Consider the following 24646-nt stretch of genomic DNA (forward strand, 5'->3'; position numbering starts at 1 on the left):
CCGCGCACCTTCTGGTGCGCGGGCCGTCCGTTTCCGTTTTTACATTCTATATTTCGCTTTTTTCTCCCGTGTCCGCAGTGCATTCCCCGCCTTTGCCGGCCGGTACAGCAGCATACAGGTTCCCGCATTCATAACAAGCGCACAGCACACATCCGATACGGAGTGCTGTTTTAAAAACATGGTCGAAAACACAATCAGCACCGTCAGGCCCAGGCAGACGTTTCGGAATACCGGGCGGTTTTTGAGCTGCTCGCTGTGTTCTACGGCAACAGCTACGGCTACGGAATTATATACGTGAATACTTGGGAATACGTTGGTCGGTGTGTCTGTCAGGTAAAGGCCTCTGACCAGATCCGTGAAAATGTTCTCCCGTGGGAATACCGTCGGGCGCAGGTTCTGGCCGTTCGGGTACAGATAGGAGATCACGAGGAACGCCGTCATTCCGATTCCCAGGTTGATAATCAGCTGATAATATTCTCTGCGGTTCTTGTTGCAGAAGCCGAAATAAAGGACAGACCATGCAATATATCCAAACCACATAAAATAAGGAATCACAAAAAACTCACAGAACGGAATCATATCATCAAACGGAGTATGAATCAGATGATAACCTTTCGTAATGTGCGTTTCCAGATATTGAAAACATTTCAGATAGAAAATACCATAAACCACTACCGGAAGAAAATGCTTATATTTTTTTATTGTCTTCATAGTTTCCCTCCACTTTTCTGACGAGGTTTTTCTCTTCAACCTGCTGAAATTATAGCACACCGAAAACCGAAGTCAATAAGCTTTATTATTTTTTAAGAAACAATTCATCGGTTTCTAACCTGTTCTTTTCTTTTTTTACAATAACCTTCTGCGCCTGCATTTTTCCGCTGCGGTGATGCCGTTTCGGTTTCTGAAAGCCGTCCTTGGGATGGAAATGTTCAAAGATCGCCGCGTCGAATTTTTTCCGTGTCCGGTTATATACATGCTCATCTTTTACCGTCCATGCAAATGCCGGTGTCCGAAACAGCATACGGTCGATCAGGAAGCCCGGGCAGTCGGCGTAGCGGTGGTCGTAGGCGATAAAATCCGGTTTCCCGATAAAATTCAGCATCAGATGACGCGCCATTATCCGCAGGATCAGATGCACCTTATCATCCTTTGAAAAACGGCCGGAAAGCTGGCCGCGCAGCGTCTGCGGCATGTGGCGGCGGCACCAGCGGAGGGCCAGGCTGTTGAAGGATTCCATGCAGAACATACCGGTGTACCCCTCCATCTCCTTCTGAAATCCCGCACAGACCGCCGTGGAAAGTCCCGGCATCTTGATTTCGATTAAAAGCGGCACGCGGCCGTCTACCGTCTGCAGTACCTCACGAAGCAGCGGAATCTTTTCCGTGCTGTCGCCCAGATGGAACTGCTGGAGTTCCTCATACGTATAATCGCTGATTTTTCCCTCGTTTCCACACATCCGCTTCATCGTGTCATCGTGGAACACCACAATCCGTCCATCCTTTGTTATCTGAATATCCAGCTCGATGGCATATCCCTGCTCCGCCGCGCGGGCAAAAGCCGGAAGAGAATTCTCCGGAACTCCCTCCGCCGCGTTCCACAGACCGCGGTGCGCATAATTCCATTCCGCAAATTTCAGACATTCCTGCCGTCTCGATGTAGCCGGCAGAATGGAAAAGAAATAACCTGCTGCCAGGACGGCAAGCACTGCAAAAAATATGATCCAGAACATCATCTTTCCATCCCTTCTTTCACCCAGTCGCCCAAAAGGCGGAGACGCTCCGTTTCCAGTCCGATCCTTTCCTCCGTGCGGTGTCCGCCCGATTCTCCGTCCAGGTGGACCGGTTCCGCGCGGTCTGTCTGAAAGGAAAGGCTGCTGCACCGCTCCATATGTACCTCAGGAAATCCCGTGTGGCGTCCAAACAGCGCCATCGGCAGAAGATAGCTGACTTTCCATTTGGCAAGATTGGAAACCACCATCACGTCGAGCAGATCATCTGTCCCGTCCGCCTCCGGGCAGAAGCAAAAGCCGCCGCCCTCGTACGGAAAATTCATTGTCACTGCAAAAAGAACATTTTCAAACGAACGGTGTTCTCCGTTTTCCAGCGCTGCATCCAGTGTGAACGGTTCGAGATAAAAGAGCTGCCGCAGTGCAATCATCACATACGTAAGTTTTCCCAGATGCAGCCGGTTCAGCGTATTCTTGATTTTTGATGCCAGCGCCTCGTGGCAGATGCCTGCATCAAAACCGATGCCGGTGCTGACGAGAAATCTCCGCTTTTGGCTGCCAAGAAGCGCCGTTCCAATGTTGATCTCCTTTTCCTCCCCTTTCAGCACAGCTTCCAGCGCCTGCAGCGGATCGGAGGGAATTCCGGCACCGCGCGCAAAATCGTTGCCGCTTCCCGTTGGAATATAACCGAACTTTACATCCGACAGGCTGGTGATTCCATCGACCGCCTCATTCGCCGTACCGTCTCCGCCGATCGCCAGAAGGACATCATCGGGATTCCATACCCCTTTCGCGGTCAGCCGTGCTGCCGTCTCCCGTGCGCTTCCGTGATACTTTGTCGGATATACACGAAATTCCGTCCTGCGCCGCTCAAGCTCGCCCTCAATCACCGGCCACAGCTTCTCGCCGCGCCCCGACCGCGATTTTTTATTTACTATAATATGATACATTAAAGTCATACCTTCCTTTTTCTTCTGTAAAAAACCACTTCAAATCACCTGAATCATATTCTTACGCAGCGAAACAGCAAGTGTTTCACTGCTGAGTGAACAGTAACCAAATCAGCCATATTGTAGCAGTTTTCCCCGCAAACCACAACTATCTTCACAAAATCTTAACTTGTTGCCGCCGTAAAAATTCCCGCACCCCTGTCTTTTCTTTCTTGACAGACCTTTTTGTTCTGCTAAAATAAAAAGTACCGCGGTTTCGTCCGCAGAACGTCACTCATTTCTGAGGAGGTTTTTATGAATTTTTACGATATGACACGCGCAGGGAGGATGATACGATGAAGCTCTCCCCCGCATTTCTCGCTTATAAACTAAGCAGCGCTTTTTCGGTTCTTGCACCGGAAAACCTGCCGCTCTCCGGCACACTGGAACTGCCTGTTCTTTATCAGACAAGCTCCGCAGCCACTGCGCACCGGGTCTTTCTCTGCACAGAAGAACAGATCGGCTCTCTTTCCTCCCTCCCTGAAGAAAGCAGCTCCCTTTTTCTTCTCTGTACCGAAGAACTGCCGGAGGAACTTCCGGCTCCGGTTTCGATCGCCGTTAAAAGCAGCGTATCCGCTGTTTTTTCGTTCCTGCAGGAGCTTTTCTGGACGTACGATTCCTGGCAGAAGGAGCTGATGCAGGCACGGCTCGACGGAAAATCGATCCAGCATCTTTTAAATCTCTCCCTGCCTGTTTTTGCCCACCCGCTGATGGTGGTCGGCATGGATTTTTCCATCATCGCCGCAGCGTCCGAAGAACCTTCCTTTTTTCCCGAAAAGGTGTTTGGCTCCCTCGATGCAACGCGCCCGCTTCTGCTCTCCTTGACAGAAAGCAGCGAATACGCGTCCGTCCGCGATCTCGATGGATGGTTCCGCTTTCCGGATCACGTAACGGGACTTGGTTCCCTCTGCGTCAACATCACGCAGCATGGTCAGAGCGCCTACCGCCTGCTGCTCCTCGACACGAAAAAGGATCTTTCTGATTCCGAAGGCTTTCTTCTTGAATTTCTTGCAGAAATGATCCATCACGCCTTCCTGCACAATGTGATGCAGAAAACCTCGCCGGCGCAGTCGCTTCACACCGTGCTGCTCCGTGCCCTCGACGACCGGATGGCCGACTATATTGCGGTCAGCCAGGCTCTCGATGCGCTCGGCTGGCATTCCCGCCACACCTACTGCTGCCTCTATCTGCAGCTCTCCGATATGGATCAGAAAAACCTGACGGCAAACTCGGTCTGCGCCTATCTGGAAAACATTCTGACCGGCTGCTCCGCGTTTCCGCACGGCGGCGGTATCGTTGCGTTCTTTAACCTCACGCTGTCCGATTTTTCCATGACCGATCTGATGGAACGCATGGTGCACTTTGTGGAGGACAGTTCCTTAAATGCCGGCTTTTCGCGCTGCATGAACGGCCACATGAATCTGCGCCGCCAGTATATCCAGGCAAAAATCGCCCTGCAGTTCGGTACGCGAAAATATCCCGACAAACGGATGCATCCGTTCAACGATATCTCGTTTGACTACATCCTCGATCAGGCAACAAAAAAGCTCCCAGGCTACATGCTGTGCCATGAGAGACTTCTCTTTCTGCAGGAGCACGACGACAGCTCCGGCAGTGACTATATGCGGACGCTCCGCTGCTATCTGGACAACCACTGCAATGTCGTCCAGACGGCGCGTGAGCTTTTTATCCACCGCAGTACCCTGCTCTACCGCCTGGAAAAGATCAAGGAAATTTTAGAATCTGATCTTTCCAGCCCGGATGAAATTCTGTATCTGATGCTTTCGTTCCGTTTTATCGACCTCGAGAATGAAGAAGAAAACCGTTCTGGATCTTCGCAGCCAGAAAAGCACAGATAAAACCAACCGCAATTCCCGCTAGGACATCGGTCGGGAAATGCACAAACAGATACAGTCTGGAAAATGCAATCAGGCAGGCCAGAATCAGTGCGGCAGCTCCTTCTTTTTTGTGCATCACAAAAATAGAGACTGCCGCCGCAAACGAGGCTGCCGAATGGCCCGATGGGAAGGAATAGTCCTTCGGAGCGGCAACCAGCAGCTTTACCTGCTCGTCAATCCAGCACGGACGCGGGCGCGCTGCCAGCGGCTTTAACACCAGATTACATAAAATCAAATCTAAAATCAGCGCGATCGCCATTCTTACACCGCATTTCCGGTATTTCGGAAGGATTAAGAAAACGGCGGTCAGCGCAATCCAGATCCATCCCGCATTTCCAAGTGAAGTGATTCCCACCATCACCCGATCGAGCACTGCATTGTGAAGATGCTGCAGTGCATATAAAATTGAAAAATCCATTCTTACCCCTCTCTGTAAAAAATGGGCATTTTTCTGCTGTACATCTGCTGATCGGCGGCCGCCTCGTACAGAAATTCCGCCAGGGCCTCTCTCGAGTATCCAGGCCGGAACTGGCTGCCGTCCAGCGAAATACTGCAGTTCTGCCCTACCTTTTTCACTTTCCCGTCTCTTCCCGGACACGTCCGCACCAGTGTCCAGTTCAGATCGCTCCGTGCCAGAACCTGTCCCATCTTCTGCATATCTTTATAGACACCTGGCCAGAAAATCTGCATGAATTTCGTACTCATTCTCTGGTATTTGTCCTCGCAGTCTCCAAACGCATGAATGCAGACATGGCCTACCGTCACAAACCGCGTTTTTCCAAGCTGCTTCATGGCCGAGAGAATCATTGCGTTTCCGTCAGCCAGCGGTGTCTCCTCTTCTTTTACATGTTTCACACGCATCGGAGTCATCACGCTGATGACTGCATCCGCTTCCAGCAGTGCCTCCAGCACGCGTTCCCGGTTCTGAAGGCTTCCCTCAATCACGGTCATATTTTTTCTCGGCCAGATCGCTTTTGCATCCGGCACGTAGGCGGTCACCTGTGCGCCGTGAAGAAGCGCCGTGTTGGTCACATACTGCCCAAGCAGTCCCCCCAGACTGAATATTGTAATTCTCATGAAATCCTCACTCTCATCTGTGTGTCTTTTGTATCCTCCGCAGATTTTTTGACACACTTTCCTAATGTTATCTCCTATTCTAACACACCGCCCGTATACGATACAATGAAATAAAACTAAAAAAAGTATAACCTTTTTCGTCCTTTCTTCATATCGTAAGTAGAACCGTATTTTCAGGAGCTTTGATCTTATGCCCTATACTATCGTAATTGATGCCGGACACGGGGGAAGTGATCCGGGCGCTGTCTATGAGGGACGCAGGGAAAAGGATGACAATCTTTCCCTCGCCATCGCGGTCGGCGAGCTTCTTTCCCAGCAGGGTGTCTCTGTCATTTATACCCGCACAACCGATGTTTATCAGACGCCGTTTGAAAAGGCGCAGATGGCCAATCAGGCGGATGCCGACTTTTTTATTTCTTTTCACCGGAATTCTTCGGAGGAACCGAACCAGTATACCGGCGTGGAAACGCTTGTCTATGACAACTCCGGCATCAAACAGACAATGGCAGAAAACATTAACGGCGCGCTCTCGGAGCTGGGATTCCGGAATCTCGGTGTCAAGGCACGGCCAGGGCTTGTTGTTCTGCGGCGGACGAAAATGCCGGCTCTTCTGATTGAAACCGGCTTTCTGAACAATGAGCAGGACAATACGCTCTACGATGAAAAGCAGGAAGAAATCGCCCGCGCCATCGCGGATGCAGTGCTTGGAACGCTGGATCTCGAGACGGTCACGGAGGCTGACCGGCGCGCTGCGGAAACGGAAGCCGCCCGTCCGTCCGTTTCAACAGCGGATACCGTCACTGCTTCCGCTTCGCCCCGTCCCACGCCGCCGGAACAGGAAAATCCTTCCGACACACCGGAAACCTTCTACCGTGTCCAGACCGGCCTTTTCCGCATCCGCCAGAATGCCGACCGTATGCTTTACGACCTTCTCGACCAGGGCTATCCCGCTTTTCTTCTCGCCGAGGACGGCTTTTTCAAGGTCCAGGTCGGCGCTTACCGCCAGCTCGGAAATGCCATTCTGATGGAACGCCGCCTGCGCCGCGACGGCTATTCCACCCTGATTACCACCTGAGCGTCTGCCGCATCAGTCGAAAAAAGAGCGTGCCGGAATTTTGTTTTCCGACACGCTCTCGTTCTCCTTATAACTTTTTCAGTTTTGCAAACGAAGCAAACATTTTCTTCGTACCAGCCTGGTCGAAGTTGACGGTAACTTCATAATCTCTTCCGCCGTCCACGATATCCGTGACAATGCCGACACCGAACTTGATATGGCGCACCGTATCCCCGATTTCGTAATCGAGTTTCGTCGCCTTCTGCGCGCTGAAGGTTTTCGCCTGCTGCGGCTTCTCGCGGAATGCCTGCTTCATCGCCGCATAGACGCTGCCTCTCGTCGGAATGTCCATCTTCGGCTTCCGGTCTTCGATCTCCCCGCGCTCCCGCTCCAGGGAAATCAGCTCCCGCGGAATCTCTTTGACAAAACGGGACATCTTGTTGTACTGCACTTCGCCGCGGATCATTCTCTGGCGCGCACACGTCAATGTCAGATGCTGCATCGCACGCGTGATGCCCACGTAGCAGAGACGGCGCTCCTCCTCCAGCTCCGACGGATCATCCCCGGTGATCGTCATGTAGCTTGGGAAAATGCCATCCTCCATGCCGGCAAGGAATACGTTCGGGAACTCCAGTCCTTTTGCGGAATGCAGTGTCATCAACAGCACGTAATCGCTCTCCTCATCCACCGAGTCGATATCAGACACCAGCGCAACCTCCTGCAGAAAACCACCGAGAGATGGCTGTTCGGCGCTCTCCTCATAATCCGCAATCTTTGAAATCAGCTCGTCGATGTTCTCGATGCGGGCTGCCGCTTCTTCGGTTCCCTCCGCCTGCAGATCTGCTACATAGCCGGTCTCCTCGATGATTTCATTCAGCAGCTCTTTGACCGACAGATAATCTGCTTTCGCGCGGAGTACCTGTAAAAAGGACGTGAAGGATTTAATCTTATTTAAAGACCGCATCAGCCCCGGCACATACTCGGCCTCGAGAAGCGCATCGTAGAAACGGATGCCCTGCTCTGCCTCCCAGTCCTGCACTTTGTTGATCGTCGCCGCTCCGATACCGCGCCGCGGAACGTTGATGATACGCAGTACCGCAAGGTCATCCTCCGGGTTCTCGATCACACGCAGATACGCCAGCAGATCCTTGATCTCGCGTCTCGCATAGAAGTTGACACCGCCCACGATTTTATATGGAACATTTGCAAGCAGCAGTTTCTCCTCAAAAAGACGGGACTGTGCGTTGGTACGGTAGAGAATTGCATAATCACGATACTTCTTTCCCTCCGTGCGGACGCCGCGCGTGATTTCTCCTGCCACGTACTCCGCCTCCTCAAAACCGCTCTGGAACTGCCGCAGATCGATCAGGTCACCCTCCGGGTTCTCTGTCCACAGGCGTTTTGCTTTTCGTCCCTGGTTATTCGCAATCACTTCATTTGCCGCATTCAGAATATTCTGCGTAGAACGGTAATTCTGCTCCAGTTTAATGACCTTCGCATCCGGGAATACATGCTCAAAACTCAGAATATTTTCAATATTCGCCCCGCGGAATTTGTAGATCGACTGATCATCATCGCCGACAACGCAGAGATTGCGGTATTTTGCCGCCAGAAGGCTCACAAAGCGGAACTGAACCGTGTTGGTATCCTGATACTCATCGACCATGATATAGCGGAACTGCTCCTGATAATAGTCGAGCACTTCCGGGAACTGCTGGAATAATTTTACGGTCTGTACCAGCAGATCATCGAAGTCCATCGCATTGTTTTTCTTTAACTCTGCCTGATACTCCGCATAAACTGCCGCATACTTCTGCAGCTTCCAGTCGATTCCCGCGTCAATCCGGTACTGGTCCGGCTCGATCATCTCATCCTTTGCGGACGAAATTGCCGCCATGATCGCACGGTCGCGGTACAGTTTCGGATCCATCTGGAGCCGTTTCATGATGTCCTTGATCAGCGATTTCTGGTCATCGGTATCGTAAATTGCAAAATTGTTGGCGTATCCCAGACGTTCAGCATGGCGGCGCAGAATCCGCACGCAGCTGGAATGGAAGGTGCTGACCCAGATCCGCTCCGATCCGTATCCCACGATTTTATCGACACGCTCACGCATTTCTCCGGCGGCCTTGTTCGTAAAAGTGATCGCCATAATATTCCACGGATTGACGCCTTTGTCCCTGATCAGGGAGGCGATGCGGTGCGTCAGTACCCTCGTCTTTCCCGAACCGGCACCTGCAAGGATCAGAAGCGGCCCTTCGGTGTGCTCCACAGCTTCCATCTGCATCGGGTTTAATCCTGTTTCTGTCTGATTCATGTTCTTTCTCCTTCATCTGCTTCGAATCTTTTCACATGCATCTCAGTATATAACAAATCCGCCCCGGTTACAAGTAAGAACGAACATACGTTGCATTTTTATCATGGAAACTTTTTTCGCAAAGTCCTTGCTATCTGGTATTAAAAACTATATAATGGGAACAGTGAGGTGATAACAAATGACGATAGACTCAGATAAAATTCTTCATGATTTACTGAATTCACTGGATTCTCTCGAAGGCATCCGCCCGGAGGAAATCCCGAACATTGCTTTATATATGGACCAGGTCACGACCTTTATGGACGCACAGCTCGCTTCTTCGCGCCGCTTCGAGTCCGATAAGGTTCTGACAAAAACAATGATCAACAACTATGCAAAAAACAAGCTGCTCCCGCCGCCGGTCAAAAAGAAATATTCGCCGGAGCACATGATGCTTCTGGTTTTTATTTACTACTTTAAAAACATCCTCTCGATCACGGATATCCAGACACTGCTCGCCCCGATCACCGATCGGTATTTCGGCACGGAGAGCGGCTTTTCCATCAAAGATATCTACGACGAAATTTTCCAGATGGAAAAAGAAGAAATTGCATCCGTAAAAGAAGATCTTCTGAAAAAAGCGGATGTATCCAAGTCCATGTTCGGCAGCTCACCGGAGGAGGACCGGGAATTTCTCCAGCTCTTTTCGTTTATCTGTCTGCTGAGTTTCGATGTCTATCTGAAAAAACAGATGATCGAGCACATGGTGGATGAACTGGCATCCCTCGCGGCGCCTTCTGATCCGAAAAAGAAAAATTAAGAACAAATGTGTAATCAAAAAAAGACGGCTGCGTTGGAATCGCACCGTCTTTTTTGATTTTACACATTTTCTTTCTTTTCCATCCGTTCAAACACCATCTCATATCCGTCGTTTCCATAGCTTAAGGAACGGTTCACGCGGCTGATCGTCGCCGTGGATGCTCCCGTCTTTTCGGAGATTTCCAGATACGTTCTCTTCTCCCGCAACATTTTCGCCACTTCAAACCGCTGCGACAGCGAAAGCAGTTCATTGATGGTGCATACATCCTCAAAAAAAGTATAGCATTCTTCCTTATTCTTCAGACACAAAATTGCCTCAAAAAGCTGGTCTACTGCTTCTGAATGAAGTTTCTTGTTCATTTCAAGCCCTCCTGTACGAAAATTAAGTCCCCATCTCATTCTTATAACTCGGAATACTACCATTTTAGCACAGTAAAGTGTGAAATACAAGTCCTTTTATCCCTGCATCAGCAAAGCCTGTACCATCGACTCCCGCTGTCTGCGGTAATCGCTCGGCGAACAGGCCTTTACCGTCTTGAAGGTACGGTTGAAGGCACTTAAAGAAGAGAATCCGGAATTCATCGCCACATCCGTGATACTCATCTTTTTGTCGTACAGAAGCTCCTCTGCGCGTTTGACGCGTTTAGAATTGAGGTACTCATAGAATGTCATGTTCATGTACTGCTTGAAAATTCTGGTAAAGTGGAACTTGGAAAATCCGCTGACCGCAGCTACTTCCTCGAGAGAAAGATTCTCCATGTAATGGACATTGATATAACGGCAGGCGCTTAAAACAGCCTCTATATATTCCTGCTGCTTCATTGCCCCGAACGTATTCTGCGCGTTGGCATCCGAAAAGCCCTTGCGGCCAAACTCTGAAAAAAGCTCTTTGAGGCCGGTGCAGATTCTGTGCGTCATCACTGCGCCCTCATTATCGTATTCCCGCACCAGTTCCAGAATCTGGCTGCGTAGAAACAGATAGAAGGGATCTTCCTCATCCTCTTTTTTGAAGTAGATGGCCGGAAGCCGCAGGAAAATCGTTTCCATTTCTTCCTGATTCTCCACACAGCCCGGTTCCACCAGCATGACAATCCGTTCTCCCTGGGATACGAATCTCATTCCGTGTACAACGCCGGAATTGATCATAATGATGTCGCCCTCTTTCAGATTATAGCTGTCTTTTCCGACAACAACCTCATATTCGCCTCTGGTCGGCATGATAATTTCAATTGCGGTATGCCAGTGCTCCGGATAGCCTTCTGTCACGGTGTTGTGAAAGATTTCAAACGCCGGCGGGTTTGCTGCATTCCGGTCAAATGTTTTCCCATGTTCCACTTTCTTCATCTTATTTCTTACCTCTTTTTATTACAGCAGCTCTGTAAACAGATCTTTTACGGTCGGATAAATCTTTGCAAATTTCTGATACTGGCGCTCATATTTCTCAACCAGTTCCGGTTCCGGCTCGATGGTCTCTGTCACACGAACAATTTTTTCTGCCGCCTCTTCTACGGATGAAAAGACACCGCAGGCAACGGCTGCCAGCATGGCTCCGCCAAGTGCCGGGCCTTCCTCGGACTCAATACGGTCCACTTTGATGTTCAGCACGTTTGCGATCATGCGTCTCCACAGCGGGCTCTTTGCACCGCCTCCGCAGATTTTCGTTCTCTCGATCTGGATGCCGAGGGATTTTGCTACCTCAAAGGAATCGCGGATCGCAAAGGCAACGCCCTCGAGAACAGCCTGGGTCATATCCTCTCTTGTGGTGTCCATGGTCAGGCCGATGAAGGTTCCTCTTGCATCCGGGTTGTTGTGCGGGGAACGCTCGCCCATCAGATACGGCAGGAAGAAGACATTATTCTCGCCAAGTTTTGTGATGTTCTCCTGCTCTTTTGTATATTCTTTTGTGCGGATGATTTCATCCATCCACCATTTGTTGCAGGAAGCTGCACTCAGCATGCATCCCATCAGGTGATAGTGGCCGTCTGCATGTGCGAATGCGTGCAGGGCATTGTGGCTGTCTACGCCGAATTTGTTGCTGGAAATGAATACGGTTCCGCTTGTACCAAGGGAAACGTTGCACATGCCGTCACCTACGGTTCCGGTTCCGACTGCGGCTGCTGCGTTGTCTCCGGCTCCTGCTACAACTTTACAGGTCTCCGGCAGTCCAAGTTCTGCTGCTGCTTCCGGTTTTAAGGTTCCGACAGCGTCAAAGCTCTCATGGAGCTCCGGCAGCATCTCCAGGGAAATACCGCAGATTTCTGCCATCTCTTTGGACCAGCATTTGTTCTTGACATCCATCAGAAGCATGCCCGATGCATCGGAGTAGTCGCTTACGAATGCGCCGGAGAGACGGTATGCCAGGTAATCTTTTGGAAGCATGATTTTGCAGATTTTTGCGAAGTTATCCGGCTCATTTTCTTTCACCCAGAGAATCTTCGGTGCGGTAAAGCCTGCAAATGCAATGTTTGCGGTGTACTCGGAGAGTTTTTCTTTTCCGATTACGGTGTTCAGATAATCGGTCTGTTTTGCGGTACGGCCGTCGTTCCAGAGGATCGCCGGGCGGATGACGTTATCGTTCTCATCCAGGATGACAAGGCCATGCATCTGGCCGCCGAAGCTGATGCCGGCTACCTGGGATTTGTCTACGTCTTTTACCAGCTCGCGGATTCCCTCTTTGCTCTGCTCCCACCAGTCTTCCGGTTTCTGCTCAGACCAGCCTGGATGCGGGAAATACAGCGGATACTCTCTCGATACAATATTTACAATTTTGCCTTCCTCGTCCATCAGAAGCAGTTTGACAGCGGAAGTACCAAGGTCAACACCAATAAAATACATGTCGAATCTCCTTTTTCTACTCTTTTTCAAAAAGGGCGGCAGCAGACCTAGATCTCTGCTCCGCCCTTTTGCTTATGCGTTACTGCATATCTTTCTTATTTTTCAGTGAATCTTCCGGAACGGATTAGCCCCACGGATTCTCTGTCGGGTAACGAACACCCTTCGGCTGGTTGTAGCCGATCTCATCTACTTCAACACCGAGCATTTTGAATACTTCGAATAACGGTTTTCCGAAGTGTCCGAATGCTACTGCGCCGTGATGCGGATAGTTTTTCTCTACCAGTACGTGACGGTAGAATCTGCCCATCTCCGGAATAGCGAAGATACCGATGCTTCCGAAGGAACGTGTTGCTACAGGAAGAACCTCGCCCTCTGCGATGTATCCGCGCAGTTTTGCGTCAGATGTGCTCTGCAGACGATAGAAGGTGATGTCTCCAGGAACGATATCTCCCTCGAGGGTACCCTGTGTTACTTCTTCCGGAAGGGTTCTTGCCATGATCATCTGATATTTCATAGAGCAGAATGCCAGTTTGGTGGAAGCGGTATTTCCGCAGTGGAATCCCATGAAGGTATCTTTTAAGGTGTAATCAAATTTGCCTTTGATTTCGCTCTCATACATATCCTTCGGAACGGTGTTGTTGATGTCGAGGAGTGTTACGGTGTCTTTGGATACAACGGTTCCGATGAACTCGGACAGTGTTCCGTAGATATCTACCTCACAGGATACCGGGATGCCCATCTTGGTCAGACGGCTGTTGACATAGCAAGGAACGAATCCGAACTGTGTCTGGAATGCCGGCCAGCATTTTCCGGTCAGGGTTACGTATTTTCTGGAGCCTTTGTGTGCTTCGATCCAGTCTAACAAGGTGATCTCGTACTGAGCCAGTTTCGGCAGGATTTCCGGTTTCAGGTTTCCTTCGCCGAGCTCTTTTGCCATATCTTCTACGACTGCCGGGATTCTCTCGTCGCCTGCGTGTTTGTTGAATGCTTCAAACAGGTCAAGCTCGGAGTTCTCTTCGATTTCTACGCCGAGGTTGTACAGCTGTTTGATCGGTGCGTTACATGCCAGGAAGTTGGTCGGACGCGGTCCGAAGCTGATGATTTTCAGGTTCTTAACAGCTACAACTGCAGTTGCAACCGGTACGAAATCTTTGATCATGGCTGCTACGTCTTCTGCATCGCCAACCGGGTACTCCGGAATGTATGCGTGCAGGTTGCGCAGTTTCAGGTTGTAGCTTGCGTTCAGAACGCCGCAGTATGCATCGCCGCGTCCGCCTACAAGGTCGTCGCCGGTCTCTTCTGCTGCTGCTACTACCATGCAAGGTCCGTCGAAGTATTTTACAAGCAGGGTTTCCTCGGTCTCCGGTCCGAAGTTTCCAAGGTATACAACAAGTGCATCACACTCTGCTTTTTTCAGGTCTTCGAGTGCGTTCATCATGTCGATTTCATTCTCGACGATGATTGGACATTCGTAGATTTCTCCGTCGTATGCTTTTACGACTGCTTTTCTTCTGTTCTCGGAAAGGCTGTTCGGGAAGCAGTCACGGCTTACTGCAACGATACCTAATTTGATTTCCGGTGTATTGTTGATCATTTTTGAAGATCCTCCTTTTTTTGGTTTTCTTGGTTTTTGGTTTCTTTTTATGTTCAGAACTGCTCTTTTGGGGCAGTGTTTCTGATTTCTGGTTTTGTCTCTGGTTTTATTTTACCGAGAGGTTTTCTCCTTTGATGCCTGCTACGCTTCCAGCGATGTTTGCATCCGGGTGGCTTAAGAGCCATTTGTTTCTGGCGAAGAGCAGGTCGTCTTCCGGGGTGTGTTTTTCTTCCAGGGTGATGTCGGTATTGGTTCCTTTTGGAAGGACTACGACGCATTTGAAGCCGCTGGCTGCCACGTTGCATGGTGCGTAGTGGAGGGTGGTTGCGTAGACTTCAATGGTGGTTCCGGCCGGGATTAAGAAGGCCTCCATTTTGGATGAGTCGTAGGTGTGGTCTTCGGTGATGTCCTGTTCTTTTCCGAGGATCAGGATCAGGTCGGTTACGGCGATGTTGATTTCGCTGTCGCGGTGGTATTCTACGGCGTTCAGTAAATGGTTGTGGCCGTTGCAGTAGCCGATCTGGATCGGCATGCCGCCGTAGAGGCTGTCGGATACGGACTGGGCGCTTTTGCAGGCTTCGAGGCTTTCAATGGAAGGCTCGTAGACTACGTCGTCGGGACATGGGGTCTCGGACATGGCGGTGATGATGTCGCTGACGTCGAGGTCTTTGATGACTTTGCCGTACTGGCGGAATGCTTCGTCTGTTACTTTCAGAATCTGCATTGTGTTGGTGCTCCTTTCGTACAATTAGTTTAATGATTGAACTAATTGTAATATAGCACTTGTATGTACTTCTTGTCAACATGTATTTGGATGAAAAAACGGGTAGGTTGACAAATAAGGGGGAGGTTGGTATACTTTAATACGTTAAAATAATAAGACGCTAGGGGAGCCTTTGGCTGAGAACGTGGGACAGGGATAAGCTCACGGACCCTCACTACCTGAACGGGATAATTCCTGCGTAGGGAAGCTGGAACGTGGTTTCGGAGGTGATTCGGGACTGTGTTTTTATGTGAGCCCCTCCAAGCGGAATGCGAAGGAGGTTTTTTTATGAGTTTTTTTGTTACTGCTGACGGCGGACTGACGACTGCCGGTTATGTTGGATGCGTGGTGCTGATGGTGGCGCTGGTGGTGATTGCTTCGGTTCTTTCTGCTCAGAAGAGTAAGGGGACGGGAATGGATGCAAGGAAGCTGGCGTTTTGTGCGATGGGGATGGCGCTGGCGTTTGTGACTTCGTATGTGAAGGTGTTTGAGCTGCCGTACGGGGGATCGGTTACGTTGTTTTCGATGCTGTTTATTGTGCTGATTGCGAACTGGTATGGGGCGAAGACGGGTATTCTCGTTGGTTTTGCTTATGGACTGCTGCAGTTTATCCAGGGGCCGTATGTGCTGTCGCTGTTCCAGGTGTGCTGTGATTATGTGTTTGCGTTTGCGGCGCTGGGTGTGGCCGGATTCTTTGGAAAGAAGAAAAACGGGCTGCTGATCGGGTATATTGTAGCTGTGCTGGCGAGGGGATTTTTCCATACGTTAGGCGGGTATCTGTACTGGATGGATTATATGCCGGAGAATTTCCCGCAGTCTTTAAAGGCGCTGTATCCGATTATTTACAACTACAGCTATCTGCTGGCTGAAGGTGTGCTGACGGTGATTCTGATCTCGCTGCCGCCGGTGAAGAAAGCACTGCAGACGGTTGCAAGAACAGCACATGGTGCAAATTAAATAGAATTACGTGAAAAAATCCGGGAACGCATGATTTTGCGTTTCCGGATTTTTTACGTGGATATCAAAATTTACTGAGCACTCTCCTCTGCGGCTGTGTCGGCGGCGGAGCTCATGGGGGTGATGACGATGTTTTCTACGCCGATTCCGGTTTTGCGGGTTACGATGTCTTCGATCTGGGCACGCTGTTCCTCGGTTACTTCTTTCATCGGAACGACGATGTCGGCGGTTTCGCCGGTCAGGTTTACGACGACGTCGGTGAAGCCTTTGGCTTCGAGGAGGAGTTCGGTTGCCGACTCTTTTTCTACGAGTTCCGTCATTTCCACCATGCTCTGGACGGCGCTCTGGCGCTCGGTTTCGGAGAGGTTGGTGTTGTTGATGATTTCATTTAAAGTGTCTTTGTTCTGGGAACGGATCTGTTCGCGGTCGATTCTGGCCTGGGCCATGTATGTAGATGCCCCGGCAAGGACTGCCTCTCCCGGCGTTTCGGTGACGGTCCGCGACGAGTCCCCTGCTGTGCCGGCATCCACCTCGTCGGTGATGTCGGTGTCCAGGCTGGAGATGTCTTTTAAAACGGTGCTGGCATCCGCCGTGGTTCCGTCTGCCTTCTCCTTCGTGGACAGGGTACTGTCAGCATAGTTGATGTATCCGGCGACGGCAATCATGATCGCAAGGGCGGTGATGATGACCTGATTTTTCCGGAATTTTTTCTTTTTCCCGGCCGTCTTTTTCGGCGATGGTGTCTCTGCCATTTTCTCAGGTGCATTCATTTCCTGTTCTAATTTTTCCACGCATTTGACTCCTTTACTTCATTTTGACTACTTTAATCTTATTTGCGCCCACCTGAAATAATGCCATCACGGCCTCCTGAATCTCCTGTATCGTCACCGGGTTTCCCCCGCCTTCTGCGATAACGAGCACGCCGCGCACCGCCGGGTACTCCTCGGAAACCACATACGGTGTCTCGGCTCCGTTCTGTGTCTTTTCATAGACAGTTGCCTCATCCTGCGACGAGGATGTAACGCTTCCGGTCTCCTCTCCCTTCTTGTTTTCCTCCGTTGTGCTCCGCGTTGGGACATCTTTTTCCACAATCTTTTTTCCTGTGGATTCCAGCGTCACCACGACGTGCACTGCGCCCACACCGTCCATCTGGGAAAGTGCGTCACAAAGGCGCTGTTCCATCTCCTCCTGCACCGAAAGTCCCGCATCCCCCGCCGGACGCGCAGCCGTCTCCTGCGGCTGTTCTGTCTCCTCACTGGTCTTTTTTGTTCCCGTCGGCAGCAGCAGGACAACGCCGATTGCCGCCAGCAGGAAGTACAGCATCCACTGCTCCTTTTTCTGTTTCCGGAAAAACGCCGCTGCCTTTTCCCTCATAGGCCTATTCCGAAATCTCTACCATAATATGCGCCGGATCGGTTCCGTAGACCTCACTTAAAACACTTTTGATCTCTGTCAGCTTTTCATCGAGCATTTCCCGCTGTTTTTTCTGTTCTTCGCGGTAAATGCTCGTCTGCCGCATCGGCGCTTCAATGCGGATCTCTTTTGCCTCACCGGTGTTTCCCGGCTCCAGCGTTACCGAAACGGCTGCCCCCGGAATGCCGCTCTCTGACAGATACATCCGGATCTGGCGCTCCGTCTCTTTTTCCCAGGCGCCCACGTAATACTGTTTTTCAAAGCTTTCTGCACGAATCTGTACATTTTCCATTGCTGCTGCCTCCTCTTCCAGCGTCAGACGGTCGAGCGTCTGCGCCATTTTCTGCTCCAAACCTCCCGCTTTTAGCACGGGCTGAAAAAAAATCAGTACCATCACAATTCCAAGAAAAAACTGAACCGGCTTCTTGTCCTCCTTCTCCGGGATCAGGTTCAGCACAGTTGTCATAAAAATCAGAAAAATTGAAATATTCTTAAGCCACTGCAGAATCTCTTCTACCATGCCGCCTCCCGCCGCTGCCTGCCCAACTACATGCTAGAGCATGTCTGAAAAATCATTTCCGCAATCTGCAAGCCCCAGTTTGCGAAAAGCCTTTTTCAGACACGCTCTAGGAAAAAGTTCCCGCCAGGATTGCAATCGTCAGCAGAAACAGGATTTCTACGGTCAGAAGGAGACGCAGAAGCATCGCATATCCTTTTCCTGCCGCCGCAAGACATCCCGCGATCCGCTTGTCCGAGACGGGCTGCGCCGCCGCGGCGAGAAGGCGGAAGGAAAGACCCGAAACGAGAAGCTGAACGGCGGGGACCATGCCTGCTGCGAGCAGTACCAGCATTGCCGTCACGCCAAAGCAGTTGCGGATCAGCACCGCGGAGCCTGCCACCAACTCGGTTACAGCATTCACCGCATTTCCGATGCCGGGAATCATTCCGGCAGTCCGCCAGAGTGCCATCTGCCGCAGGGAATCGAGCGCCGGTGCGATCAGATTCCGGATCATCTGCATTCCCACAAGTACGCCGAGCGACGATTTTAAAAGGCCGTTCACGCAGGTTTCCAGCAGCTCTGTCATATGGGACAAAATCTCCTCGCCGGAAAGATCGTTTACAAGGGCGATGAGCAGATAGATATGGATCATCGGGAGGACGAGGGCGAGCAGAAGCTTTTCGACAGCCAGAATCACTAGAAGGAGCATCTGATAAAACATCACGGCTGATGATGCACCACCGGCGGCCGCGGCCGCCAGATAGTAGGATGGCGTCAGGATCCGCATAAAAGCGACCAGCGATGTGATGACAGCTTTCAGGTTTTCCCCGCTCGACTGGAAATTTTTCAGAATCAGTGCAAGCGCAAGCAGATAGACCATATAAAAACTGGCGTCCCTGACCTGTTTTCCTTCAAAGAGAGAGGAAAAACTGCCGAGCACCGCGCCTGCCAGAACGAGGAGAAACAGCTCCTTCATCAGCCCCTTCTGCGCAAGGAATGCTGTTTTGGCACAGGAGAGAACGGCATTTCCGGCACGGAAAATGCGGAAGGGATCGCCATCCTGCAAAAGAGAACGCACCGTACCGGCAAAAGAAAACTGCTGGCTGGACAGCAGGCTGTCCACTTCCTGCTGGATTGCATCGAAGTCGAGTTCTGCAAGAAGTTCGTCCTGCGCTGCTGCTGCCTGATCCGTTTCGGTATCCCCCGCTTCTTTCTCCTGCTGTCCTTTCTTTTCTCTGACCGCCGCACGCTCCGTCTCCTGATCTGTTCCTACGGTGTCCAAACGTGATTCTTCTTCCAGGCTCTCCGGCACGTTTTGTACCGCTGCTTCGATTTTCTGCGTTCTTCCCGTTCCGAAAATGAGACACAGAAAAAGCAGCGCCATGCCCCATCCGGCTTTTTTACAGAAAATCATGAACCGTTTCCAGCAGAGCGAGCAGCACTGGCATACTGACGGCAAGGACCGCCAGGCGGGCGAACAGTTCAATCTGCCCTGCAATGGAAGAATAGCCCGCATCCTTACAGATCCCGGCGGAAAACTGCCCCACATACGTGATCCCAAGCATTTTCAGCAGCGTATTCAGATACGATGAGTCCACCGGGAGATACGATTTCATTTGTGCGAGCATGCCGAGCAGATACTGCATTTTTCCGACGGTCCCGGCAAGAATGCAGAGACCGGCACCGACCGTCACAAGAAGGGCAAATTCCGGCTTTGCTCCCTTTACTGTGATTCCAAGCAGCACGCCCGCCGTGCCAAGCGCAGCGATCCGAAGTATATCCATATGATCCCCTCCGTTTTTTCTCCCTGCTCTTAAATTGTAAACAGTTGTTTGATGTCCTCAAACAGCGCGGAAATATAGGGAAGAATCCAGAACAGCACCAGCACAAGACCGGCAAGGCTTGCAAGAAATGCCTGTTCTTCCCGGCCGCTGTGTTTTAATACCTGGCACAGGACCGATACCAGAATCCCGACTGCCCCGATTTTAAATAGAATCCCGACCTCCACGCCTGCTCCTCCGTTTTCAGACACGCCCTAAACCAGAATCAAAAATAAAAAAAGGCCTCCCATGATTCCAAGACTCTGACAGAGCCTCTTCCTTTCCGGCAATCCTTTCTGCAGTTCCGCGATCCGCTGCACAAGGCGTGCCTCATACCGGTCCAGATTCGCCTTCTGCATGGCGCGATCCCCGGTTCCAAGGCTGCATCCGGCCTCCTGCAGCTCTTCTTTTTCTTCTTTTGTAAGGCGTGTGTCCGCCAGGTGGACTGCCGTATTCTCTTCCAGAATCGCCGGCAGTGTCTTTCCGTCCGGGCGGCGCATATCCTCGGAAATATCCTGTAAAAAATCCCGGTACGGATCCCGCATCCGCCTTCCCGTCTCCCAGAACGCATCCGGCAGCGGGGAAGCCGCCGTCACAATCTCTCCACGCAGATACTGGATAATTTTCTGCAGTGTTTCCAGATCTTTCACATGGGCCGACAGCGCCGCACTCTTTGCAAAGCCGATCCCGACGCAGGCAAGAGAAGCCGCCAGTAAAACTGCAAGCCGCATCACAGAAACGCCTCCCTTCGGTACAGTGTCGTTCCTCTTCCGTCAAAAATAGCCTGTACGCTTCCGGCGTGGGGTTTCGCATCCAGCACGATGTACCGCTCGAAAACGTGGGATTCCACGAGGCGGTTCAGGAGAGGCTTCTGCTTCATATCCTCCATGGAATTGCCATGCACGGTCGCGAGCAGCTTGCACCCGCAGTTAACGACGGACTCGATCGCACGGATGTCCTCGCCCGTTCCGATCTCATCGACTGCCACCACATCGGGCGACATGGCGCGGATCAGCATCATCATGCCCTCCGCCTTCGGACAGCAGTCGAGCACATCGGTGCGGATGCCGACATCATTCTGCGCAACGCCGAGATAGCAGCCTGCGATCTCGCTCCGTTCATCGACCACACCGACGGTCAGCCCCGGATACGGCGACTCCCCGTCCGAAATCTGGCGGATGATATCGCGCAGCATCGTCGTTTTGCCGCAGCCGGGTGCGGAGACAATCAGGGTGTGCAGGAAACGGCCGTCTTCCCAAAGGTACGGCATCACTCGGTCCGCGCAGCCCTTTTTCTCATGAGCAACCCGCACGTTGATGCAGGATATATGGCTGATGCCTTTCACCTTTTCCCCTTCGATTACCGTCTTTCCGGCAATGCCGATCCGGTGGCCGCCCTCCACGGTCAGAAAACCCTGCCGCAGTTCATCCTCGTAGGCGTAGAGGGAAAAACTTCCTATGTAATCCATCGTATCGCGGATATCCGTCGGTGAGACGGGATAACCTTTCTCCCACTCCCCGGTCATTGCTCCGTCCGGGGTCAGAAAGTACTCCTGATCCTTTGCGACCACCAGAAGCGGCGCGCCGGTCCGCAGACGGATTTCCTGCAGGTCATCGGCCAGCAGATCTGTGTTTTTCAGAATTTTCCGTATATTCGCAGAAAACAGGCGCAAAAGTTCCCTTTGCTCCTGTTTTTTCTCTGGCGTAACAATATCCTTTTGTCTTCCTGTCCTTTTCATCTTCACCACCTCTTATCGTTATATATATGAGATGGCGGGACAGGTTATGCACGGTTTTTATGGTTCTATTCTTTTCATGCAGATTTTCACGGGCTCCGCTGCCCAGACGGCGCCTTCATATCCTTTCTCCGGACTGAAATGCGTGCAGAAGCCCTCTTTCTTTTCCGTTCCAAGAGAACCCGAAAGACCGGTTCCCCTCCACTTGCCGTAGCTCTCCTCCTCGGTCCAGATCCGGAAAAACAGCGTTTCAGCATTCTCCACTGCGGCAAGGCGTTTCTGGTCTTCGACGGAAAAATACCGTTCTGCCATGCGCTCCCAGGCAGCGCGGCGGTGCTGCTGCAGATCCATGCCGATCGGAATGGAAGCAAAAGCGCAGGCAGCGTATTCCCCCGAATGAGAAATATTAAAACAGATCTGCGGATGCCCCGGCAGGTACGGTTTTCCGTGCGCATTCCGTTCGATCGTTATCTTTTCTCCATCCAGCCCATACTGTTCCTGCATTCCCATCCGGAACAGCTCCCATCCGCACTGCGAGAGTTCCCGTTCCAGCTCTTTTTTTTCGTCCTCCGGCTGTGTAATTTTTTTCAGATAAACTACCGTCTCCTGCATCCTGCTTCTCCCTCTTCATAGAAAAAGAGACCGCGAAGCCTTTCAACTTTCGGCTCCCCGGTCTCTTCTCGAAAATTCTTTCTTATGCGTTTTTACCGCAGCAGTATTTGTATTTCTTTCCGCTTCCGCACGGGCATGGATCGTTTCTTCCGATTTTTTTGCCTTTGATTACAGTGCCGGATTTTTTCTGCTCCATGTAAAGCGTTTTCTTCTGCTCTTCTGTGAAGATCTCATCCCACATCGGCAGGTTGTACAGCCAGTCTGCTTTTGCGTCTACCATGTTTTTGTACAGAAGCTCTTTATCGTAAGCCAGTGTAACAACGGTATCCTCTTCCATCTCCTCGATCGGGTTCGGGATCACAAGGCTGTCGTTGATGCCGTCCAGGAAACCAACCATGGTCATAACGTCCACTTTGTATTTCTCTGCCAGCTCTTTTACGGTTCCTTTTACCACTTCATCCGGGTTGGAAAGAAGCTGCTCGTAAATGTTTTTCTCAATCAGGAAATAATTGGTCCAGAACTGCTGGAGCTGTTTTTTGTCTGCTTCCTGATTATAGGCGATATCACGCCAATTCTGTAATAAACTCATGTTATTATCCATCCTTTATCTGTTTCTCTGAGCGCGTTTTTTCGCGCCGTCCCCTAGCGGGATTCCGGTTTTTGTAACACGCTTTAGTATATCGGAAAGTCCGCAGAAAATCAACCTTTTTCTTCTTCCTGCTCCAGAATCGGGATTCTGGTATCGCCAAGCGGAATTCCTCTGTGTTCCACCGATGTAGAGAACACGATCTGCGTCTTCGTTCTTCCAAAATGCTGAAGCTGGCCGATAAACTGATCCAGCTCAGATGTCGTGTGGAACACAACCTCCATCAGCATCGAATAGTCGCCGGTCACGCAGTTGCACTCGATCACATTCGGGCAGTCGGTGATGTACGGATAGAATTCCTTTTTCCGCACCGGCTCAACCTCCAGATTGATGAATGCCTTGATCCGATAGTCGAAAACCTCCGGGTTCACACTCGCGCGGTAGCCGGTGATCACCCCGTCCTTTTCCAGGCGGTCGATTCTCGCCGAAACCGTCGGCGAAGTGAGACTTACCTTGTCTGCAATACTTTTGAGCGGAAGCCTTGCATCTTCCTGCAGCAGTTCCACAATTTTCCGGTCTGCTGTATCCAATTCACGTTTCATTCCCTCTCCTTACGTTCCTCCTGCTCTCCTTTTTCTTTCGGAGGCAGTTTCTTTACCACCGTATTTTCCACGCGGTGTTCTTTGACCCGCATGACCTTGATCCAGAGATCGTCGGTCTCGAGTTCAAACTGGCTGCCGTCATCCGGAACCGCACCGAGTTCGCCGAAAATGTAGCCGCCGAACGTTTCATATTCATCGACCGGCAGTTTGATCTTCAGTTCCTCCGCCACATCATCCAACGAGGCACTTCCCATGATTTTCCAGGTGTCTGTGGAAATCAGCTCAATTTCTGATGGCTGCCCGATCTCCGCCTCATCATTCAAGTCCCCGACAAGCTGCTCGATCAGGTTACGCACGGTGATAATTCCATCCATGCCGCCGTACTCATCCAGAACCACGGCAAAATAGTTGCCGGTCTTTTTCATGTTCTGGAACAGCGTGGCAGCCTTGATGTTTTCAGGAACAAAATAAGGCTGTTTGATTGCTTCTTTCATGACATGATCGCGGTCCTTGGTGCGAAGCCGGAAATAATCCTTGGCATCCAGAACGCCGATGATATCGTCCACAGTTTCGCCGCAGACCGGGTAATACGAGTGGCGGCTCTCATGGATGAGCTGCTCCCACTCCTCAATCGAATCCTCCACCCACAGAAGATCCACATCGGTCCTGTGGACGCAGATTTCGTCGATCGTCAGATCATCGAACTCAAATACGTTCTGAATCATATCTTTTTCTTCGTTGTCGATGGTACCTTTTTCGCTGCCGGCATCTACCATCATCCGGATTTCTTCCTCTGTTACCTGATCATCGTCCTCGTTCGGGTCAATGCCGAAAAGGCGCAGGATACCGTTTGTCGATACCGTTAAAAGTCCGACCAGCGGGGCAAAAATTTTCGAGGCGGTGGTCACAAGACCGGATACGCCAAGTGCGATTTTCTCAGAGTTGTGCATCGCAAGACGCTTTGGCACGAGTTCACCGAAAATCAGGGTAATATAGGATAAAAGCAGCGTAATCAGCACGACGGCAATGGCATCCAGCGTCTTTTCCGGGATCTGCACGCCCGCATCCACCAGGACCGAGACGAATCTGCCCGAAAAGTTTTCTGCCGCAAAAGCACTTCCTAAAAATCCGGAGAGAGTGATGACAACCTGTATGGTTGCGAGGAAACGCGACGGCTGCTCCGTCAGACGGAACAGCTTTGCCGCTTTCTTGTTTCCCTCCTGTGCCATTTTTTCCAGTTTAGCGTCGTTACAGGAGACCACAGCGATCTCCGCGCAGGCAAATACCGCATTGACCGCTATCAATACGACCTGCAAAAGAATACTGCCGACTATGTCACTGTCCAAACGTTTCAAACCTCCTCAATATTAT

The 24646-nt window shown here is 51.1% G+C and carries 27 protein-coding genes, 1 pseudogene and 1 riboswitch; of the genes and pseudogenes, 4 read left to right on the forward strand and 24 right to left on the reverse strand.

The annotated features are described in order from the left end of the window. Positions 1-39: 39 nt before the first annotated feature. From DW915_RS12490 to DW915_RS12500, 3 genes are all read right to left on the reverse strand, one after another. Positions 40-711 carry a phosphatase PAP2 family protein gene (locus tag DW915_RS12490; protein WP_055268197.1) on the reverse strand — a complete coding sequence of 224 codons (672 nt, stop codon included), beginning with the start codon at positions 709-711 and terminating at the stop codon, positions 40-42. An 85-nt stretch (positions 712-796) separates the two neighbouring features. Then, positions 797-1732, reverse strand: a complete 936-nt coding sequence (locus tag DW915_RS12495) for a glycerophosphodiester phosphodiesterase family protein (RefSeq protein WP_118720524.1) — start codon at positions 1730-1732, stop codon at positions 797-799. Beyond that, positions 1729-2676 carry a diacylglycerol/lipid kinase family protein gene (locus tag DW915_RS12500; RefSeq protein WP_158568590.1) on the reverse strand — a complete coding sequence of 316 codons (948 nt, stop codon included), beginning with the start codon at positions 2674-2676 and terminating at the stop codon, positions 1729-1731. The genes DW915_RS12495 and DW915_RS12500 overlap by 4 nt, the downstream gene beginning before the upstream one ends. Positions 2677-3011: 335 nt before the next feature. Here DW915_RS12500 and DW915_RS12505 point away from each other — a divergent pair, with 335 nt between their 5' ends. Next, entirely contained in the window at positions 3012-4574 is a 1563-nt protein-coding gene (locus tag DW915_RS12505; protein WP_055221422.1) for a PucR family transcriptional regulator, read from the forward strand. Here DW915_RS12505 and DW915_RS12510 read toward each other — a convergent pair. Next, the gene (locus DW915_RS12510; protein ID WP_055221420.1) at positions 4510-5031 is read right to left on the reverse strand and encodes a phosphatase PAP2 family protein; all 522 of its coding nucleotides are present in this window, start codon (positions 5029-5031) and stop codon (positions 4510-4512) included. The two genes, DW915_RS12505 and DW915_RS12510, sit on opposite strands and share 65 nt — an antisense overlap. Before the next feature lie 2 nt (positions 5032-5033). Then, positions 5034-5690: an NAD(P)-dependent oxidoreductase gene (locus DW915_RS12515; protein WP_147398441.1), complete on the reverse strand. Its 657-nt coding sequence runs from the start codon at positions 5688-5690 to the stop codon at positions 5034-5036. Positions 5691-5880: 190 nt separating this feature from the next. On the opposite strand from DW915_RS12515, the gene DW915_RS12520 reads away from it, so the two are divergent. After that, complete coding sequence (locus tag DW915_RS12520; protein WP_118742230.1) at positions 5881-6765, forward strand: N-acetylmuramoyl-L-alanine amidase; 885 nt, start codon at positions 5881-5883, stop codon at positions 6763-6765. 67 nt (positions 6766-6832) lie between these two features. Here DW915_RS12520 and pcrA read toward each other — a convergent pair whose 3' ends face one another. Then, complete coding sequence (pcrA, locus tag DW915_RS12525) at positions 6833-9061, reverse strand: DNA helicase PcrA (protein WP_055228510.1); 2229 nt, start codon at positions 9059-9061, stop codon at positions 6833-6835. A gap of 178 nt (positions 9062-9239) precedes the next feature. Between pcrA and DW915_RS12530 the strand changes: the two genes are divergently transcribed. Continuing rightward, entirely contained in the window at positions 9240-9860 is a 621-nt protein-coding gene (locus tag DW915_RS12530) for a DUF1836 domain-containing protein (protein WP_117762188.1), read from the forward strand. 59 nt (positions 9861-9919) lie between these two features. Here DW915_RS12530 and DW915_RS12535 read toward each other — a convergent pair whose 3' ends face one another. From DW915_RS12535 to DW915_RS12555, 5 genes are all read right to left on the reverse strand, one after another. Next, positions 9920-10219 carry a YerC/YecD family TrpR-related protein gene (locus DW915_RS12535; RefSeq protein ID WP_022463203.1) on the reverse strand — a complete coding sequence of 100 codons (300 nt, stop codon included), beginning with the start codon at positions 10217-10219 and terminating at the stop codon, positions 9920-9922. A gap of 96 nt (positions 10220-10315) precedes the next feature. Continuing rightward, positions 10316-11203 (reverse strand): AraC family transcriptional regulator, encoded by an 888-nt coding sequence (locus DW915_RS12540; RefSeq protein WP_118601334.1) that lies wholly within the window; start codon positions 11201-11203, stop codon positions 10316-10318. A gap of 21 nt (positions 11204-11224) precedes the next feature. Beyond that, complete coding sequence (xylB, locus tag DW915_RS12545) at positions 11225-12694, reverse strand: xylulokinase (RefSeq protein WP_118720187.1); 1470 nt, start codon at positions 12692-12694, stop codon at positions 11225-11227. A 124-nt stretch (positions 12695-12818) separates the two neighbouring features. Continuing rightward, on the reverse strand, positions 12819-14285 hold the full coding sequence (locus tag DW915_RS12550; protein ID WP_055221457.1) for an L-fucose/L-arabinose isomerase family protein: 1467 nt from the start codon (positions 14283-14285) through the stop codon (positions 12819-12821). A gap of 109 nt (positions 14286-14394) precedes the next feature. After that, a complete protein-coding gene (locus tag DW915_RS12555) occupies positions 14395-15012 on the reverse strand; it encodes a DUF4867 family protein (RefSeq protein WP_055221409.1) in 618 nt (205 codons plus the stop codon). Between the two features lie 152 nt (positions 15013-15164). Beyond that, positions 15165-15274, forward strand: a riboswitch (TPP riboswitch). Positions 15275-15339: 65 nt separating this feature from the next. Between DW915_RS12555 and DW915_RS12560 the strand changes: the two genes are divergently transcribed. After that, complete coding sequence (locus tag DW915_RS12560) at positions 15340-16008, forward strand: energy-coupled thiamine transporter ThiT (protein ID WP_055221407.1); 669 nt, start codon at positions 15340-15342, stop codon at positions 16006-16008. Between the two features lie 71 nt (positions 16009-16079). Here the strand turns inward: DW915_RS12560 and DW915_RS12565 are convergent, their stop codons facing one another. The 13 genes and pseudogenes from DW915_RS12565 to DW915_RS12620 all read right to left on the reverse strand — a co-directional run bounded on the left by DW915_RS12565 (position 16080) and on the right by DW915_RS12620 (position 24621). Next, complete coding sequence (locus tag DW915_RS12565) at positions 16080-16799, reverse strand: SpoIIIAH-like family protein (protein ID WP_238033485.1); 720 nt, start codon at positions 16797-16799, stop codon at positions 16080-16082. Between the two features lie 13 nt (positions 16800-16812). Beyond that, entirely contained in the window at positions 16813-17382 is a 570-nt protein-coding gene (locus DW915_RS12570; protein WP_055228505.1) for a hypothetical protein, read from the reverse strand. Between the two features lie 4 nt (positions 17383-17386). Then, positions 17387-17941 carry a stage III sporulation protein AF gene (locus tag DW915_RS12575; RefSeq protein ID WP_022463195.1) on the reverse strand — a complete coding sequence of 185 codons (555 nt, stop codon included), beginning with the start codon at positions 17939-17941 and terminating at the stop codon, positions 17387-17389. 26 nt (positions 17942-17967) lie between these two features. Continuing rightward, positions 17968-18024 (reverse strand): annotated as a pseudogene (locus DW915_RS16585) (DUF6783 domain-containing protein); the annotation flags it as partial. Positions 18025-18047: 23 nt separating this feature from the next. Further along, positions 18048-19334 carry a stage III sporulation protein AE gene (locus DW915_RS12580; protein WP_158581061.1) on the reverse strand — a complete coding sequence of 429 codons (1287 nt, stop codon included), beginning with the start codon at positions 19332-19334 and terminating at the stop codon, positions 18048-18050. After that, positions 19321-19704, reverse strand: coding sequence for a SpoIIIAC/SpoIIIAD family protein (locus DW915_RS12585; protein ID WP_055221401.1), 384 nt, complete (start codon positions 19702-19704; stop codon positions 19321-19323). The genes DW915_RS12580 and DW915_RS12585 overlap by 14 nt, the downstream gene beginning before the upstream one ends. 29 nt (positions 19705-19733) lie before the next feature. After that, positions 19734-19928: a stage III sporulation protein AC gene (spoIIIAC, locus tag DW915_RS12590; RefSeq protein ID WP_022463192.1), complete on the reverse strand. Its 195-nt coding sequence runs from the start codon at positions 19926-19928 to the stop codon at positions 19734-19736. Between the two features lie 27 nt (positions 19929-19955). Then, positions 19956-20471, reverse strand: coding sequence for a stage III sporulation protein AB (locus DW915_RS12595; protein WP_055221399.1), 516 nt, complete (start codon positions 20469-20471; stop codon positions 19956-19958). After that, positions 20471-21478 (reverse strand): stage III sporulation protein AA, encoded by a 1008-nt coding sequence (gene spoIIIAA, locus DW915_RS12600; protein WP_055221397.1) that lies wholly within the window; start codon positions 21476-21478, stop codon positions 20471-20473. The genes DW915_RS12595 and spoIIIAA overlap by 1 nt, the downstream gene beginning before the upstream one ends. Positions 21479-21535: 57 nt before the next feature. Continuing rightward, positions 21536-22087: a 4'-phosphopantetheinyl transferase family protein gene (locus DW915_RS12605; protein WP_118742232.1), complete on the reverse strand. Its 552-nt coding sequence runs from the start codon at positions 22085-22087 to the stop codon at positions 21536-21538. An 82-nt stretch (positions 22088-22169) separates the two neighbouring features. After that, positions 22170-22676 (reverse strand): SEC-C metal-binding domain-containing protein, encoded by a 507-nt coding sequence (locus DW915_RS12610; RefSeq protein ID WP_055221393.1) that lies wholly within the window; start codon positions 22674-22676, stop codon positions 22170-22172. A 110-nt stretch (positions 22677-22786) separates the two neighbouring features. Continuing rightward, a complete protein-coding gene (locus tag DW915_RS12615) occupies positions 22787-23263 on the reverse strand; it encodes an Lrp/AsnC family transcriptional regulator (protein WP_055221452.1) in 477 nt (158 codons plus the stop codon). 8 nt (positions 23264-23271) lie between these two features. Further along, positions 23272-24621, reverse strand: coding sequence for a hemolysin family protein (locus DW915_RS12620; protein WP_179973095.1), 1350 nt, complete (start codon positions 24619-24621; stop codon positions 23272-23274). Positions 24622-24646: the final 25 nt, after the last annotated feature.

Origin of the sequence: Blautia sp. AM42-2 (assembly GCF_003480245.1) — a bacterium.
GTDB classification, from domain to species: domain Bacteria; phylum Bacillota; class Clostridia; order Lachnospirales; family Lachnospiraceae; genus Fusicatenibacter; species Fusicatenibacter saccharivorans.

What these genes read in the sequence shown, in the direction of transcription:
- xylB (WP_118720187.1), bottom strand. Translation starts at nt 12,694, where the DNA reads ATGTATTTTATTGGTGTTGACCTTGGTACTTCCGCTGTCAAACTGCTT.
- DW915_RS12585 (WP_055221401.1), bottom strand. Translation starts at nt 19,704, where the DNA reads ATGGATATACTTCGGATCGCTGCGCTTGGCACGGCGGGCGTGCTGCTT.
- DW915_RS12580 (WP_158581061.1), bottom strand. Translation starts at nt 19,334, where the DNA reads ATGATTTTCTGTAAAAAAGCCGGATGGGGCATGGCGCTGCTTTTTCTG.
- DW915_RS12575 (WP_022463195.1), bottom strand. Translation starts at nt 17,941, where the DNA reads ATGGTAGAAGAGATTCTGCAGTGGCTTAAGAATATTTCAATTTTTCTG.
- DW915_RS12555 (WP_055221409.1), bottom strand. Translation starts at nt 15,012, where the DNA reads ATGCAGATTCTGAAAGTAACAGACGAAGCATTCCGCCAGTACGGCAAA.
- pcrA (WP_055228510.1), bottom strand. Translation starts at nt 9,061, where the DNA reads ATGAATCAGACAGAAACAGGATTAAACCCGATGCAGATGGAAGCTGTG.
- DW915_RS12535 (WP_022463203.1), bottom strand. Translation starts at nt 10,219, where the DNA reads ATGAACAAGAAACTTCATTCAGAAGCAGTAGACCAGCTTTTTGAGGCA.
- DW915_RS12570 (WP_055228505.1), bottom strand. Translation starts at nt 17,382, where the DNA reads ATGAGGGAAAAGGCAGCGGCGTTTTTCCGGAAACAGAAAAAGGAGCAG.
- DW915_RS12605 (WP_118742232.1), bottom strand. Translation starts at nt 22,087, where the DNA reads ATGCAGGAGACGGTAGTTTATCTGAAAAAAATTACACAGCCGGAGGAC.
- DW915_RS12510 (WP_055221420.1), bottom strand. Translation starts at nt 5,031, where the DNA reads ATGGATTTTTCAATTTTATATGCACTGCAGCATCTTCACAATGCAGTG.
- DW915_RS12560 (WP_055221407.1), top strand. Translation starts at nt 15,340, where the DNA reads ATGAGTTTTTTTGTTACTGCTGACGGCGGACTGACGACTGCCGGTTAT.
- DW915_RS12500 (WP_158568590.1), bottom strand. Translation starts at nt 2,676, where the DNA reads ATGTATCATATTATAGTAAATAAAAAATCGCGGTCGGGGCGCGGCGAG.
- DW915_RS12520 (WP_118742230.1), top strand. Translation starts at nt 5,881, where the DNA reads ATGCCCTATACTATCGTAATTGATGCCGGACACGGGGGAAGTGATCCG.
- DW915_RS12515 (WP_147398441.1), bottom strand. Translation starts at nt 5,690, where the DNA reads ATGAGAATTACAATATTCAGTCTGGGGGGACTGCTTGGGCAGTATGTG.
- DW915_RS12490 (WP_055268197.1), bottom strand. Translation starts at nt 711, where the DNA reads ATGAAGACAATAAAAAAATATAAGCATTTTCTTCCGGTAGTGGTTTAT.
- DW915_RS12530 (WP_117762188.1), top strand. Translation starts at nt 9,240, where the DNA reads ATGACGATAGACTCAGATAAAATTCTTCATGATTTACTGAATTCACTG.
- DW915_RS12495 (WP_118720524.1), bottom strand. Translation starts at nt 1,732, where the DNA reads ATGATGTTCTGGATCATATTTTTTGCAGTGCTTGCCGTCCTGGCAGCA.
- spoIIIAA (WP_055221397.1), bottom strand. Translation starts at nt 21,478, where the DNA reads ATGAAAAGGACAGGAAGACAAAAGGATATTGTTACGCCAGAGAAAAAA.
- DW915_RS12540 (WP_118601334.1), bottom strand. Translation starts at nt 11,203, where the DNA reads ATGAAGAAAGTGGAACATGGGAAAACATTTGACCGGAATGCAGCAAAC.
- DW915_RS12505 (WP_055221422.1), top strand. Translation starts at nt 3,012, where the DNA reads ATGAAGCTCTCCCCCGCATTTCTCGCTTATAAACTAAGCAGCGCTTTT.
- DW915_RS12610 (WP_055221393.1), bottom strand. Translation starts at nt 22,676, where the DNA reads ATGAGTTTATTACAGAATTGGCGTGATATCGCCTATAATCAGGAAGCA.
- DW915_RS12595 (WP_055221399.1), bottom strand. Translation starts at nt 20,471, where the DNA reads ATGCGGCTTGCAGTTTTACTGGCGGCTTCTCTTGCCTGCGTCGGGATC.